Annotated in this window: 10 protein-coding genes and 2 pseudogenes; 9 read left to right on the forward strand and 3 right to left on the reverse strand. The window is 69.1% G+C overall.

What is annotated here, in order from left to right:
• Positions 1-393 precede the first annotated feature (393 nt).
• The 3 genes and pseudogenes from TSO352_RS12930 to TSO352_RS12940 all read right to left on the reverse strand — a co-directional run.
• A pseudogene (locus tag TSO352_RS12930) lies at positions 394-2,232 on the reverse strand (tetratricopeptide repeat protein); the annotation flags it as partial.
• Positions 2,233-2,323: 91 nt separating this feature from the next.
• Positions 2,324-2,420 (reverse strand): annotated as a pseudogene (locus tag TSO352_RS33955) (IS6 family transposase); the annotation flags it as partial.
• Between the two features lie 52 nt (positions 2,421-2,472).
• A complete protein-coding gene (locus TSO352_RS12940; RefSeq protein WP_158284585.1) occupies positions 2,473-3,588 on the reverse strand; it encodes a glycosyltransferase family 4 protein in 1,116 nt (371 codons plus the stop codon).
• A gap of 855 nt (positions 3,589-4,443) precedes the next feature.
• Here TSO352_RS12940 and mdcB point away from each other — a divergent pair.
• From mdcB to mdcG, 9 genes are all read left to right on the forward strand, one after another.
• Complete coding sequence (mdcB, locus tag TSO352_RS12945) at positions 4,444-5,364, forward strand: triphosphoribosyl-dephospho-CoA synthase MdcB (protein ID WP_109107730.1); 921 nt, start codon at positions 4,444-4,446, stop codon at positions 5,362-5,364.
• A 135-nt stretch (positions 5,365-5,499) separates the two neighbouring features.
• A complete protein-coding gene (gene madB, locus TSO352_RS12950; protein ID WP_109107731.1) occupies positions 5,500-6,714 on the forward strand; it encodes a Na+-transporting malonate decarboxylase, carboxybiotin decarboxylase subunit in 1,215 nt (404 codons plus the stop codon).
• Between the two features lie 28 nt (positions 6,715-6,742).
• The gene (locus tag TSO352_RS12955) at positions 6,743-7,606 is read left to right on the forward strand and encodes a biotin--[acetyl-CoA-carboxylase] ligase (protein ID WP_109107732.1); all 864 of its coding nucleotides are present in this window, start codon (positions 6,743-6,745) and stop codon (positions 7,604-7,606) included.
• Positions 7,603-9,267: a malonate decarboxylase subunit alpha gene (mdcA, locus tag TSO352_RS12960; protein WP_109107733.1), complete on the forward strand. Its 1,665-nt coding sequence runs from the start codon at positions 7,603-7,605 to the stop codon at positions 9,265-9,267. Before TSO352_RS12955 ends, mdcA begins: the two co-directional genes overlap by 4 nt.
• Positions 9,268-9,279: 12 nt before the next feature.
• The gene (mdcC, locus tag TSO352_RS12965; RefSeq protein ID WP_109107734.1) at positions 9,280-9,594 is read left to right on the forward strand and encodes a malonate decarboxylase acyl carrier protein; all 315 of its coding nucleotides are present in this window, start codon (positions 9,280-9,282) and stop codon (positions 9,592-9,594) included.
• 17 nt (positions 9,595-9,611) lie between these two features.
• A complete protein-coding gene (locus TSO352_RS12970; RefSeq protein ID WP_109107735.1) occupies positions 9,612-10,568 on the forward strand; it encodes a biotin-independent malonate decarboxylase subunit beta in 957 nt (318 codons plus the stop codon).
• Positions 10,569-10,584: 16 nt separating this feature from the next.
• A complete protein-coding gene (mdcE, locus tag TSO352_RS12975) occupies positions 10,585-11,475 on the forward strand; it encodes a biotin-independent malonate decarboxylase subunit gamma (protein ID WP_109107736.1) in 891 nt (296 codons plus the stop codon).
• A gap of 30 nt (positions 11,476-11,505) precedes the next feature.
• Positions 11,506-12,594, forward strand: coding sequence for an AMP-binding protein (locus TSO352_RS12980; RefSeq protein WP_109107737.1), 1,089 nt, complete (start codon positions 11,506-11,508; stop codon positions 12,592-12,594).
• Positions 12,595-12,632: 38 nt separating this feature from the next.
• Positions 12,633-13,322 carry a malonate decarboxylase holo-[acyl-carrier-protein] synthase gene (gene mdcG, locus TSO352_RS12985; RefSeq protein ID WP_109108309.1) on the forward strand — a complete coding sequence of 230 codons (690 nt, stop codon included), beginning with the start codon at positions 12,633-12,635 and terminating at the stop codon, positions 13,320-13,322.
• Positions 13,323-13,328 lie beyond the last annotated feature (6 nt).

Consider the following 13,328-nt stretch of genomic DNA (forward strand, 5'->3'; position numbering starts at 1 on the left):
CACGTCGATCCGGTTGTACCAGTCCGGCAGGTCGAAATGCCGGGCGGTGCCGGAGAAATCGACGCGCTCCGGGTCGCCGCCCGCCGCGGCGAACTCTGCCAGCAGCCCGGCCCGCACCACCGGGTCGTCGAATTGGTGGGTCTTCAGCAGCAGCCGGGCATCCCGCACCCGCGCCAGCAGCCGTGCCCACAGCGACAGCGTCGGCCCCGACAGCTTCGCCCGGTTGTTGAAGCAACCAAAGGTGACGAACCCGTTGGTCCGTGCCGGCAGCGGACCGACCGCGGGCGCGTTCTCCCGCGGCAACACGCAGACGTAATCATCGGGCAGCCGCAGCACGCGCTCCACCGCCGTTGCTTCGCTGCCCGGTGGCATCTGGCGCGGGCAGGCGATCAGCGCGTCCATCGTCGACAAACCGGTGGTGCCGACATAGCCGGCCCAGGTGACCTGCAGCGGCGCCGGCTTGCGCGCGAACAGCGGCAGCCGGTTGCCGGCGGTGTGGCCGGCGAGGTCGACCAGGATGTCGATGCCGTCGGCGGCGATCATCGCGGCGGCGGCCTCGTCATCCACCCCGCACAGCGACCGCCACTGGTCGGCGGCGGCGCGCAGCCGGCGGGTCATCCCGTCCTCGCGCGGCTTGACGTTGTAGCAGAACACCTCCACCGCCGCGCGGTCGTGCGCCGGCAGCACCGGGGCGAGGAAATAGCCGACGGGGTGATAGCCGAAGTCGGCGGAGACGTAGCCGACACGCAGCCGGCGGTCCGGGTCGGGCCGGTTGGGGTGGCGGAAGCCGGCCGGTGGGGCCAGCGGGCGGCCGTGCCGGGCGTCCCAGCGCCGATGCTCCTCCAGCAGCTCCATCGGGCCGATGTCCGGGCTGTAATGCAGGGCCAGCAGCAGGTTCGAATGCAGGCCGGACGCCGCGGGATCGAGCACCAGCGCCCGGCGGTTGGCGGCGATGCCGGCGCCGGTGCGGCCCAGATCCTGGAGGATGGCGGCCCGGTTCTGCCAGCCGCCCAACCCGCCCGGCTCCAGCGCCACCGCCCGCTCGCCGGCCGCCAGCCCGTCGGCGATCCGCCCCGACCGCCGCAGCATGGCGCCGCGATAGGCCCAGCCCGCCGCATCCTGCGGCGATCCGCGCAGGCCGCGGCCGATCCACAGGGCCGCCACCGCCGGCTGGTCCATCGTTTCGAACGCCATCGCCAGATTGCCGGCGATGGCGGCGTCGCCGGGGTCGAGCGCCACCGCCAGCCGTGCCTGCAGCAGCGCCGACTCGGGCTGCCCCAGCGCCCGCAGGGTGACCGCCAGATTGCTGCGCAGGGCGGCCAGCTCGGGCCGCAGCCGCAGCGCGCGGCGCAAGGCCACCGCCGCCGCCGCCATCCGGGCGGCGCGGCGGTCGAGCAGGCCCTGCTCGTTCCAGCCATCGACGTCGTCGGGGCTCAGCACCAGGGCGCGGCGGCGTTGTGCCACGGCGTCCGGGGCATCCCGCCGCAACCGGGCCAGGGCCGCTTGGGACGCCGCCCGGCCGGGATCGAGGCGAAGGGCGCGGCGGTGGAAGCGTTCCGCCCGCGCCGGCTCGCCGTCGCGCTCGGCCTCCTCCGCCACCGCGGCCAGCACACGGGCGAAGGCGGGGTCGAGCGCCAACGCCCGCCGGAACACCGGCAGGGCGGCATGGCCCAACGCCAGCAGGGTCAGTCCCAGGTTGGCCTGCACCCCGGCGTCGAGCGGCGCCCGCCGCGCCGCCTCGGTCAGTGGGGCGATGGCGTCCTCCACCCGTCCCAACGCCCGCAGGGCAAGGCCGAGCCGGGTCCAGGCCTCGGCATGGCCGGGATGGTGGCGCAGATGAGCGTCGAGCGCCGCGGCCTCCTCGTCCCGGCGGCCGGCGGCGGCCAGCGCCACCGCCAGGCCGAAGCCGGCGTCGGCGCGGCCCGGCGCCCGCTCCAGCGCGGCGCGGTGGCAGCCGGCGGCCTCGTCGAAGCGGCCGGCGACCTGCAGGGCATTGCCGAGGTTGACGTGGTAATCGGGGACGGCGGGGGTCCCGGCGACGGCGGCGGTCAGGTGCCGGATCGCCTCCTCGGTCCGGCCGGTCTGCGCGCACAGCACCCCCAGCAGATGGAGCGCGTCCGGGTTGCCGGTGTCGGCGTCGAGGATGCGGCGGTACAGCGTCTCCGCCTCCAGCCGCCGGCCGGCGAGGTGATGGTCCAGCGCGACCGCCAGGGCCTCCCGTATCGTCGCCATCCGCTCGGCCCCTCACCCGGTATCACGCCCACGGCCGCACCCACGGCCCGGTTGCGGACCATACCCAGATTGCAACACCGGGCAAAGGGCGATGCGGGGCGGAAGCGCTTCCTCTGGCGTTCCCGCCGTCGGGTGGGCTGGTGTGAGTTTCCAGCTCGGTTGTTCGGCGCTTTGTGCCGGCGATGGTCCCCGCCCATCGCCGGCTCCCGCTTGGCGGCGTATGAGTTCGGCGTGCCGGTATCAGCGCAGCACGCTGCACAGCCAGTCCCGCCATTGCCGGGCCCGGCCTTCCCAGGTCAGCTGCTCCAGCGTGTAGGCGACCTGTTGACGCTGGCGCGCCTCGAAGGCGGCGGGGTTGTTGCGGGCAGCGGTGAGCAGCCAGACCGCCATCTGGGCGAAATGGTCGGCGTGGACCAACGGGTCGGCCGGCGGCGTCATCAGCAGGCCAAAGCCGGCCAGCGTCTCCGGCAGGGCGCCGCGCTCGCTGCTGGCGACGACGCAGCCGGCGGCCATCGCCTCCATCGCCGCGATGCAGGAGGTCTCGTCGAAGCTGTTGGGGTAGGCGAGCGCCACGGCGCCGCGCAGCGCCTCGGCCAAGCGCGGCTGGTCGACGGCGCCGACATACTCCACCCCCGGCGTGGCGCGTGCCTGTTCGTAGAGCGGGGCGTAGGGGTCCTGGCCCGCCGGTACGCCATAGACCGCCATGCTGGAGAACACCCGCAGCCGGACGTCGGGAACCGCGGCGCGGATGCGGGGGAAGCCGGCCAGCAGCACGTCCAGCCCGCGGAACGGCGTGCTGGTGTAGACCAGGACCGGATCGGCCAGCCGTGCGCCGAGCGGCGGGACGCCGGCCCGCGCCACCGCCTCGAAGGCCGGGGCGACGGCGTTGCCGATCACCACCGACCGTTCCATCGGGATGGCGAAGTCGCGGGCGTAGGCGTCGGCCTGCCAGCGGCTGACGAAGACGAAGCCGTCCCACAGCGCGGCGAAGGCCGGATCGTTCAGGCCAGCGACGGCGGCCTGGTCGGTCATGTGGCCGGTCCAGTAGGCGAGGAACGGCCGCCGCCCCGGCCGGGCGGCCATGGCCTGGGCGAACTGCATCGTGCTGCCGCCGCACACGACCGCCACGTCGACGCCGGCCAGCCCGTCGCCATAAACGTCGGCCACCGGTCGCACGTCGACCCCACCGCTGTCCGACGCCACCGCCGCCCCGTTGAACAGCGTCACTCGCCAGCCGCCGGCCGCCAACCGCTCCGCCAGATAGCAGACCGCCGACTGGCTGCCGCCGATCGGCCGCCGCCGCGGCGTGTCGACCGTGTAGTCGATGCCCATGAAATCGAGGAAGGCGACGTGCATGACCGGCATCCATGGCGTGGCGACGGTTGTCCTTATACCCGCGGCTTTCGATCCTGACCTATCGGAATCAAAAATCCCGACGGCATGGGCCGCCCCGGCGTGGGAGCCCATAAGGATGAGGCCGTCTTGTCCACATCGCGGCTTTCCCGACTGCCAGCCGGCCTCATCACCGATCAGGTCGCGGTCGACGATGATCGTGTCATGCTGGCGGCCCATTTTTTCTGCATCACCGCGTGCTTGAGGCCATCTGAATGGCCACGCATAGGCGGCGGCCCTGCACCGGGAATGCGGATGGGCCTCCAGCCGGAACCGTCAGGAGCCGACAGGCCCCGCAAGGCAGCCTCCAGACGATGCCTGCAAACGGGTCAGAGACTGACAAGTTGATATCGCCATCAGTCGATGCCCGAACAGACTTTGCGGAATAGATGCGGCATGCTGCCGCAGTTTATCGGTCATGTTCTTGGGAATCCTATGGGATATTGGGAATATTCATCCGTTGGGCCTTTGGGGTGCGGCTTTGGTCCATTGACACCTCCATAGGGGTATGTCATTCGTTTCCATGCTGATCGTCGGGGTCGCGAGATCAGCAAAGAGAAATGTGATCGACCAACCAGACTCCGGCTCGCCCTGCATCAACATCGCATGATGGATGGCGTGTCGGGTATTCACCAAGTGATACAGTGACTGCGTGAAGGTGATCTCCAAACGACGTGTGTCGAGCGACACGGGCGTCGTTATTGGGTTCGTCTGCGGAGCGTAGCTCCGCCGGATGATACCTGATGGGTTGCCATCATGTATTTGTCACCTCATGCCGGCCTCGCCGGCCCCGGCATCACTCCGCACCGACATGAAGAGATGGCGCCTGCCGTCTGGGTGATCGGTTCGGCCTGTCTGACCGGCATTCTTCTCGAAGTTTCCGTCCATCCCAAGCCCGGCCTTGTCACGCCGCGTTCAATGGGATCGCATTCAGACATGGATCTGCAGACGTTCATGCTGACGTCTGCGGCCATCGCTCCCTGTTTTCATCGCTGCGCGGCCATCGGTCTCGCCCATGTCGGCGATCCGTCGGCCGTGCTGCCGCTGATCCGTACCGTCGGCCTCGATTACGACCGGCGTCTGTTCGCCGCCTCCAACGGCGTCAACACGCAGCGTGGCGCGCTCTTCGCGCTTGGCCTTACCGCCGCCGCCGCCGGCCTGTCCCATGACGGCCACCGCCCGTTTTCCCCCGACCGTCTCTTTGCCGCCGTCGCCGCCATCACCCGCGGCCTCGTCGAACGCGAACTGGAGACGTGTCGCCGCGATCGCCTGACCGCCGGCGAGATCCTGTACGCCCGACACGGTGCCACCGGAATCCGTGGCGAGGCCGAGGCAGGGTTCCCGACCGTCGCCACGCATGGTCTGCCGGCCTTGCGCGCCGCCCTGGCGCGGGAAGCCAGCCTCAATCGTGCCCTTCTTCATGCGCTCGTCGCCATCGTCGCCGAGGCCGAGGACACCACCGTGCTGTGGCGCGGCGGACCCGAAGGCCTTGCCTTTGTGCGTGAGCGCGCTGCCCGTGTGCGCGACCTCGGCGGGGCGCTCACCGAGCGTGGTGTCGCCGAGATCGATCGCTTTGCCGATGACTGCGTCGCCCGCCGGCTCAGCCCCGGCGGCGCCGCCGATCTGCTGGCGGTCACCGCCGCCGTCCATCTGCTCGAGGTGGAGACCTTCCCGGCTTCGGCCACGTCCCGCTTCGACGCGCCCCCACCGAACGCCCCTGTTCCAGGAGAAAATCCATGAACGTCGTCGCCTACGCGCTGATGGCCTACGGCCTCACCGCGGTGATCGCCTACGCCGTCATCGGGGTGATCCTTCTGCTCAACAAAACCATGGCTGGTTCAGCCGAATAAGCCGTGCGCTGAGGAGAACACCCCCATGCTACAGCAACTTTTCACCGTCTTTCCCGGCATCGGCACGCTCTTCGTCCAGGATCCGACGATCGCCTTTTCCCGCATCGCCTTGATGGGCTTCGGCTTCTTCCTGGCCTATCTGGGCTTCAAGCGCACCCTCGAGCCCCTGATCATGGTGCCGATGGGCGTCGCGATGATGTGCGTCAACGCCGGCGTCATGTTCCTGCAGGCCCAGAAGATCGGCACGCTGATGCTGGATCCGATGATCTCGGATCCGATTCAGCTCGTCAACGACATGCAGATCTACTTCCTGCAGCCGATCTACAACTTTGCCTTCTCGAATTCGCTCGTCGCCTGCATGCTGTTCTTCGGCATCGGCACCATGGCGGACATCTCCTTCATCCTCGCCCGGCCGTGGGCGGCGATGACCTGCGCGATCTTCGCCGAGATGGGCACCTTCGTCACCCTGGTGATCGGCTACTATTGCGGCCTGACCCCCGGCGAAGCGGCGGCGGTCGGTTCGATCGGCGGCGCCGATGGCCCGATGGTCCTCTTCGCCTCGCTGATGATGGCCAAGGAACTCTTCGTCCCCATCTCGATCATCGCCTACCTCTACCTGTCGCTGACCTACGCCGGCTATCCGTACCTGATGAAGTTCTTGGTTCCGGCCAAGTACCGGGCAATGGACGTCGAGATGACATTCCCGGAAGTGTCGTCCAAGTCGAAATTCATCTTCACCATCGTTTCGGCCGCCCTGCTGTGCCTGCTGCTGCCCGTGGCCGCGCCGCTGATCCTGTCGTTCTTCCTCGGCGTCGCCATCAAGGAAGCGGAAATCGAGCCGTACCAGGAACTGCTCGAAAAGACGATCACCTACTCCTCGACCCTGATGCTGGGCCTGGTCCTCGGCGTGCTTTGCGAAGCGTCGACCCTGCTCGACAAGCGCGTCGCCATCCTGCTCGTCCTCGGCATCACCGCGCTGCTGGTGTCCGGCATCGGTGGCCTGCTCGGCGGCTGGATCGTGTGGCTTTTCAACAAGAACGGCTTCAACCCGCTGGTCGGCATCGCCGGTGTGTCCTGTGTGCCGACCACCGCGAAGCTCGCCCAGAAGGTCGCCGCCGAGGAAAACCCCTACGCGATGGTCCTTCCGGTCGCCATGGGCGCCAACGTCTGCGGCCTGATCGTCTCGGCCATCGCCGTCGGCATCTTCGCCTCGACCATCGGCCTCGTCGCCGCGCACTGAACCGGGCCCTGCCTCGGAGATCGATCCCATGCCCACCGTTGCCTTCCAAGATCCTGGTGCCACGCGGCTCTCTGCGTTCGAGCGGAGCGACGGCATCGGCCGGATCGTCATCGAGGTCGACAAGGTCGACAGCACCAACCACCGCCTGGTGGAACTCGGTCGGGCCGGCGCCGACCACGGCACGGTCCTGATCGCCCGCGATCAGACCGCCGGCCGCGGCAAGGCCGAGCGGGGGTGGTTCTCCATCCCCGACGGCAGCCTCTGCCTGTCGGTCCTGGTGAGGACCGGGCGCAGCCTTGCCGAAGCGGCCCAGCTGCCTCTGCTCGCCGCGGTCGCGATGCGCGAGGCGATCCTGGCGGAGACTGGTGTCGACGCCGGAATCAAATGGCCGAACGACCTGCTGGTCGGCGGTCACAAGATCTGCGGCATTCTGGCCGAGGCGGCTTGCGACGATTGCGGCGAACTCGATTTCGTGGTGATTGGCATGGGGCTCAACCTTGCCATCCCCGACGCCGCGTTCCCCGACCATCTGCGGGCGAGCGCCGCTTCCCTGGCCACCCTCTCGGGCCGTCCGGTCGACCGCGACGCCTTCGTGGAGACCCTCGGCCTGGTTCTCGATCGCTGGGTGAAGCTCTGGGAACGGCATGGGCTCTCCGCCTTTGCCGGGACCTGGACCGCCCACGCCCTCCACCTCGGCCACGTCGTCAGCCTCGACGATGGCGACGACGAGATCTGCGCCACCCTCATCGGCCTTGCGGGCGATGGAGCGCTGCGCATCCGCGACGCCGCCGGGGCCATTCGTGACGTCCATTCCGGGGAAATCGGCACGGCTCCGTCCGTGGGGCCGATCCCCTTGCAACTTCCCAAGACCCACATGGGGGCATTCTCATGAAGACCGAACAACGGTGGGATAAGCTCGCAGCCGACACCCGCCAACGCCTCGAGGCCGCCTCGGCCTACATCGGCGCCGGCAAGCGTGTGAAGGCGGAGGACACCGTCGCCCTGCTGAAGGCGGTGATCCGGTCCGGTGACCGCGTCAACATCGAAGGCAACAACCAGAAGCAGGCCGACTTTCTCGCCGACTGCCTGAACAAGGTCGATCCGGCCGAGATCCACGACCTTCACATGGTTCAGTCCTGCGTGCCGCTGGCCTCGCACCTGGACATGTTCGAGCGCGGCATCGCCAAGAAGCTCGACTTCGCCTTCGGTGGACCGCAGGCCGGCCGCGTCGCCAAATTCATCCGAGAGGGCAAGATCCAGCTCGGCGCCATCCACACCTACCTCGAGCTGTTCGGCCGCTACTTCCTCGACCTGACGCCGCGCGTCTCGCTGATCTGCGCCTACGAAGCCGACCGCGAGGGCAACCTCTACACCGGCTTCAACACCGAGGACACGCCGGTCATCGTCGAGGCGACCAAGTTCCGCCAGGGCATCGTCATCGCCCAGGTGAACAAGATCGTCGACAAGCTGCCGCGCGTCGACATTCCGGCCGACTGGGTCGACGCCGTCGTCGAGAGCCCGAAGCCCTTCTTCATCGAGCCGCTGTTCACCCGCGATCCCGGCCTTGTCACCGACAACCACATCCTGCTCGGCATGCTGGCGCTGAAGGGCATCTACGCCGAGTACAAGGTCAAGCGGATCAACCACGGCATCGGCTTCCTCACCTCGGCGATCGAGCTGATCCTGCCGACCTACGGCGCCGAACTCGGCCTCAAGGGCGAGGTCTGCACCCACATGGTGCTGAACCCGCACCCGACCATGATCCCGGCGATCGAGGACGGCTGGGTCGACACCATCCACTGCTTCGGTGGCGAACTGGGGATGGAGGACTACGTCAAGGCGCGCTCCGACATCTTCTTCACCGGGCCGGACGGTTCGCTCCGCTCCAACCGCGCGTTCGCCCAGACCGCCGGCCACTACGCGCTCGACATGTTCATCGGCGGCACGCTGCAGATCGACGAGTGGGGCAACTCCTCCACCGCGACCGCCAACCGCGTCTCCGGCTTCGGCGGCGCGCCGAACATGGGCTGCGACGCCAAGGGCCGGCGCCACGCGACCGAGAGCTGGCTGAAGTGCGGTCAGGAAGTGCCGCACATGGCCGACCAGATCGGCGCCATGCCGCGCGGCAAGCGCCTGGTCGTCCAGGGCGCCGAAACCTTCGGCGAGGGCCGCGCCCCGACCTTCGTGGAAAAGCTCGACGCCTGGCAGCTGGCGGAGAACGCCGGCCTCGACCTGCCGCCGGTCATGATCTACGGCGACGACGTCACCCACATCGTCACCGAGGAAGGCGTCGCCTATCTCAACCGCGCCCCGGACATGGCCACCCGCATGGCCGCGATCCGCGCCGCCGCCGGCTACACCGAAGTCGGCCTCAAGGCCGATCCGGCCGAGACCAGGCGCCTGCGCGACGCGAACATCTTCAAGACCCCGGAAGACCTCGGCATCGACCGCAACCGCGCCAACCGCGACCTGCTCGCGGCGCGCTCGATGCGCGACCTCGTCGACATCTCGGGCGGCCTCTACAACCCGCCGGCCCGCTTCCGCAACTGGTGATCGGAGTCCCTCATGTCTCTCGAAACGATCGAATTCACCGTCGCCGGGGATGGCCGGTCCGTCTCCCTCTCCAGGCGTGCCCATTGCGGCGTGGTCGGCTCCGGCGACCTTGAAGTGTTGCTCGAGCCCAAGACCGCCGACGCCGCGGTGTCGGTGCGGATCGTGACCCCCGTCAAGGGCTTCGACGCCCTGTGGAAGCGCGTGGTCGAGCATTTCGTCGCCGAAACCGGCCTGTCCGGCCTGTCCATCGACATCAACGACAACAACGCCTCGCCCGCCATCGTCGCCCTGCGCCTGCGTCAGGCGCTGGCCGAGGCGCAGGGCTGAAGCCAGGAGTTCCGAGCATGCCCAACTGGAACAGACTTCAGACGAATTCCTTCCTGGAATGCAGCGCGCGCGACCGCGCCGTTGGTCTCGTCGACGAGGGGAGCTTCGTTGAACTCGGCGGTCCGTTCGACCGTCTGGTCAGCCCGCACCTCGTGGCTCTCGGCGAAGCGGTGGAGAACGACGACGGCATCGTGACCGGCGTCGGTCGCATCGGCGCCCGCCCGGTCTTCGTGATCTCGCAGGAAGGCCGCTTCATCGGCGGGTCGGTCGGCGAGGTCGGCGGCGCCAAGATGGTCGGCATCATCGACATGGCGATCGACTTCAACGATCGTCTGGTCGCCGAGTTCCCCGACCTGCCGCCGTCGGCCCGTCCGCTGGTCGCCATCTCCTTCGAGACCGGCGGCGTCCGCCTGCACGAGGCCAACGCCGGCCTTCTCGCCCACGCCGAGGTGATGGACGCCCTGCAGCGCGCCCGCCACAAGGTGCCGGTCGTCGCGCTGATCGGTTCGCGCATCGGTTGCTTCGGCGGCATGGGCTTCGTCGCCGCCGCCACCGACGCCATCGTCATGAGCGAGTTCGGTCGCCTCGGCCTTACCGGCCCGGAGGTGATCGAGCAGGAAATGGGCAAGGACGAGTTCGATGCGTCGAACCGCGCGCTGGTGTACCGGACGACCGGTGGCCGTCACAAATACGTGATGGGCGACGCCAACTTCCTGGTCGACGACACCGTCGCCGCCTTCCGCGCCCAGCTCGCCGACCTGTGCGCCCTGCCGGTCTCGTCCTTCGAGGCGATGCGCCGGATCGGATCGCCGGAACTGGTCGAGAAGCAGCTGCGCGGCGTCGCGCTCGCCGCGGAACTCAAGCCGTCCGACGCGCGCGACGTCTGGCGCCACGCCGGCAACAACGACCCTGTCGGTCTCGCCGACGGTCCGCTCGCGGACTTCCGCAAGTCCGTCCGCCGTCTGGCCCTGTGATCGGGAGAAAGACCCCATGGAAACTCTTTTGGGACAAGGCCGCGCGGCCATCGACCTGATCGTCGACGCCGGCAGCTTCACCGAGGGCACCGTCGGTGCCCGGACCTTCGACGACCCGGACTTCGGCCCCGGCGCCGTGGTCGGCACCGCTTCGCTCGAGGGTGAGACGGTCACCGTCATCGCCTCCGACGCCGAGGCCTTCAACGAGAAGTTCCCGGTCGTCTATTCGGGCATCATCGGTCTGGAGGAAGGCTACAAGATGGCGCAAGCCGTCTACGCCACCCTCGCCGCCGACGCCGAGAAGGCGGCGGCCAGCAAGCGCCCGATCGTGCTGATCGTCGACACCCCCGGCAACGGCCCGGGCAAGGTCGAGGAGATCTTCGGCATGAACAAGGCGACCGGCGCCTACCAGCTGGCGCTGGCCGAGGCGCGGCTCGCCGGCCATCCGATCGTCGCCATGGTGGTGGGGCGCGCCATTTCCGGCGCCTTCCTCTGCCATGGCTTGCAGGCCGACCGCATCCTCTCCCTGACCTCCGAGTTCCAGACGATGATCCACGTGATGCCGATCACCTCGGTGTCGCGCATCATCAAGAAGGACGTCGAACTGCTCGAGGCGCTGGCGAAGTCGAACCCGGTCTTCGCCGCCGGTCCGGCCTTCTTCTTCAAGCTCGGTGGCGTGGAGCGGCTGGTCGAGACGATCGACGGCATGCGCCCGGCCATCGCCGCCCAGATCGCCGACATCCGCAAGGCCAAGGCCGACAAGGCCGCGACGGCGCTGACCGGTCCGCGCGGCCGCGGCGCACTCGGCGCCGAGCGGGGCGGCCGCACGGTGCGTCCGAAGGTCCAGGAGCTGCTGCGCTCCGAGTTCGCCGCCGTCGAGGAACGCTTCCGCCCGCGCGCCAACTGACGCGCGGACGGTGAGGAAAGGGGGTGTGTCATGTCCGAGATCTTCGAACAATACGCGGCGGTCGCCGACGCCTTCTCGACCGTGCCGACTTTCGCCGAGATGCCGCGCCGCACGCTGGCGGACAAGGGCATCGCCGGTCCGACGGCCGCGCACGTCGTCGAGGAGGTGCACACACCCTTCAACCTCGCCTATCTGACCTTCACGACGGGATCGTCCGCGTTCCAGAACATCGTCGGTGTCGCCCACAGCGAGATCGAGGCACGCTGCGACGCGACCCGCCGGGTGATGGAGGCCATCGGGGCGAAGCCGGGCGACCGGATGCTCGTCACCTACCCGCCGCTCGTCAACGTCTTCTCCCGTCTGGCGTTGGAGCGCTGCGGCATCGAGTGGTTCTTTCTCGACCGGTCGAGCCGCGGGGCCTTCATCACCGCCTTCTGCCGGCAGCGCCCGGACATCGTGCTGGGTGAATCGTCCTTCATCCGGGCCAGCATCGGCGAGGCCGTCTCCCTCGGCCTGGCCGGCGACTTCCCCGGGCAGTGCCGCATCGTCGTGGCGGGCACGCCGCTGGATCTCGACCTTCTGAGCCGGGTCGAGCGCTTCGGCTGGCCGGTCCACGACCTTTACGGCTGCCAGGAATTCGGCTGGCTCACCCTCGACGGCCATTCGCTGCGCGACGATCTCTCGCTCGCGCCGTCGCCGGCCGGCGAGGGGTGGGCGGAACTGGTGGTCGGCGGACTGCCGACCGGTGACAGCTTCCCGATCTCGGAGACCGGCCACGTGTGCTCCCCGACCGGGCGGATCATCAGCTACCGCCGCCGGCGCACGCATCCCGAATACGAGGTCGTCGTGCGGGCCACGACGCTCGCCAACCGCGAGACCGTCGAACGGGCCGCCCGCACCATCCTGCGCATCAAGGGCCGGGTGGTGAAGGTGGATCCCGGCCTGCAGACCTCGGCCCCCGCCACCGTTCTTCATCTCGTCCCCGGCATCGGCCACGGGGCGGACCCCTTCGAGGTGCGTGGCCCCGTTGCCACCCGCGCCTTCGACGATCTCGTCCGTGCCCAGGCCGACGTCCAGGCGATGTCGAAGACCGATCCGACCTGGACGAAGACGCGATGACAGCCGCACCAACCCTCCCGGTGCTGACGCGGCACGTCATGATCGACATCGAGCCGGACCATCGCCGTCTCGTTGCCGATGCGCTCCGCGACGGTCTCCTGCCGATGCATCGCCGTCCCGACGTGGAGGATCGCGTCCGCGACGTCTTCCTGGCTACGGCGGTTCCGGGGATCGTCTGCACGCCCAAGGCGGCGCTGCCGGCGGGACGGATCCAGATCGGCGTGTCCTTCCCCTTCCGCGAGGACGGGGTGCGGGTGCGCTCCGCCGTGGCGCTGCCTTGCGGCGGCGTCGGCAAGGTCCACACCCCCTGGGATGTCGCCGGCCGCATCGGTGCGGGCGCCTTCCCGGCGGCGGAGGAGCTGCTGGAGCTCGTCGAACTCGGCCGTGCCCATGGCATCGCCGTTGGCCTCTTCGGATCGGCGGCGCTCCAGGCATTGACCGGTCTTCCCTACATGGAGCCGCGGTCCGACATCGACGCGGTCGTCGTCGCCCGCTCGGCCGCCGGACTGCGCTCCTTCCATGCCGCGCTTGCGGATTTCGCAGGGCGGCACAACCGATCCTGCGACGTCGAAGTCGCCGTTCCCGGCGGCCTCGGCATCAAGCTCACAGAACTCGTGTCGGACGTCGCCGCGGTCGTAGGCCGCGGCATGAACGGCGTCCGTCTCGTCGATCGACGCCGGGTGCTCGATGAGATCGACACGTTGCCCCCCTCGGCCCCGGCGCCGTGAACCCGG

The organism is Azospirillum sp. TSO35-2 (assembly GCF_003116095.1).
Classification (GTDB): domain Bacteria; phylum Pseudomonadota; class Alphaproteobacteria; order Azospirillales; family Azospirillaceae; genus Azospirillum.

What these genes read in the sequence shown, in the direction of transcription:
- mdcC (WP_109107734.1), top strand. Translation starts at nt 9,280, where the DNA reads ATGTCTCTCGAAACGATCGAATTCACCGTCGCCGGGGATGGCCGGTCC.
- TSO352_RS12955 (WP_109107732.1), top strand. Translation starts at nt 6,743, where the DNA reads ATGCCCACCGTTGCCTTCCAAGATCCTGGTGCCACGCGGCTCTCTGCG.
- mdcE (WP_109107736.1), top strand. Translation starts at nt 10,585, where the DNA reads ATGGAAACTCTTTTGGGACAAGGCCGCGCGGCCATCGACCTGATCGTC.
- mdcB (WP_109107730.1), top strand. Translation starts at nt 4,444, where the DNA reads ATGGCGCCTGCCGTCTGGGTGATCGGTTCGGCCTGTCTGACCGGCATT.
- mdcA (WP_109107733.1), top strand. Translation starts at nt 7,603, where the DNA reads ATGAAGACCGAACAACGGTGGGATAAGCTCGCAGCCGACACCCGCCAA.
- mdcG (WP_109108309.1), top strand. Translation starts at nt 12,633, where the DNA reads ATGATCGACATCGAGCCGGACCATCGCCGTCTCGTTGCCGATGCGCTC.
- TSO352_RS12940 (WP_158284585.1), bottom strand. Translation starts at nt 3,588, where the DNA reads ATGCACGTCGCCTTCCTCGATTTCATGGGCATCGACTACACGGTCGAC.
- TSO352_RS12980 (WP_109107737.1), top strand. Translation starts at nt 11,506, where the DNA reads ATGTCCGAGATCTTCGAACAATACGCGGCGGTCGCCGACGCCTTCTCG.
- TSO352_RS12970 (WP_109107735.1), top strand. Translation starts at nt 9,612, where the DNA reads ATGCCCAACTGGAACAGACTTCAGACGAATTCCTTCCTGGAATGCAGC.
- madB (WP_109107731.1), top strand. Translation starts at nt 5,500, where the DNA reads ATGCTACAGCAACTTTTCACCGTCTTTCCCGGCATCGGCACGCTCTTC.